At 66.9% G+C, this 493-nt stretch carries 1 protein-coding gene; it reads right to left on the bottom strand.

The window, feature by feature from the left end:
* Positions 1 to 493 (bottom strand): hypothetical protein (locus tag AB4Z53_RS35475; RefSeq protein ID WP_441600118.1); only part of this gene is annotated, 493 nt, incomplete at both ends.

The raw sequence follows: 493 nt of genomic DNA, 5'->3' as shown, positions 1-493 counted from the left end.
TAGCCGAGGCCGACCGAGACGGTGTCCTCGCCGTTCGGACCGGCCGTATGCAGCACATTGTCCTTCAGYTCGACCGTATAGGCACCCGTYGCCGCATTCGTCACGGTCACCGTGAACAGAACRCCGCGCGGACCCGTCGCCGTCAGGATGTTGCCGCTCCAGCTGTAGTTGACCGTCTCCTGGCCGACCGTGCCGCTCGTGCCATGCAGACCGGCAAACGAGAAGCCGTTCGCACCCGCGCCGTCCAGACCGACGCTGCCGCCGAGCGTGCCCGAGAAGMTCGCCGCASCGGCAWCCGGGGCCGGGTTGGCGCCGGCAAGACCGTCATCGTCGACATTCGCAGACGCCACACCGCCYGTCGGCTTGTTGGCATCCGTCACCGAGAAGCCGAAGTTTGCCGTCGACGTGTCACCGTCGCCGTCCGTCACCGTGTAGTTGCCGGTGACCGGAACAGATGCGCCGACCGTCGCAGCATCCGCCTTGAACTCGTAGC

It is taken from the genome of Ensifer sp. 2TAB8, from assembly GCF_052115125.1.
In the GTDB taxonomy this organism is placed as follows: Bacteria; Pseudomonadota; Alphaproteobacteria; order Rhizobiales; family Rhizobiaceae; genus Ensifer.
The sequence above is the reverse complement of the archived record's forward strand: the minus strand, read 5'-3'. Positions and strand labels throughout refer to the sequence as shown.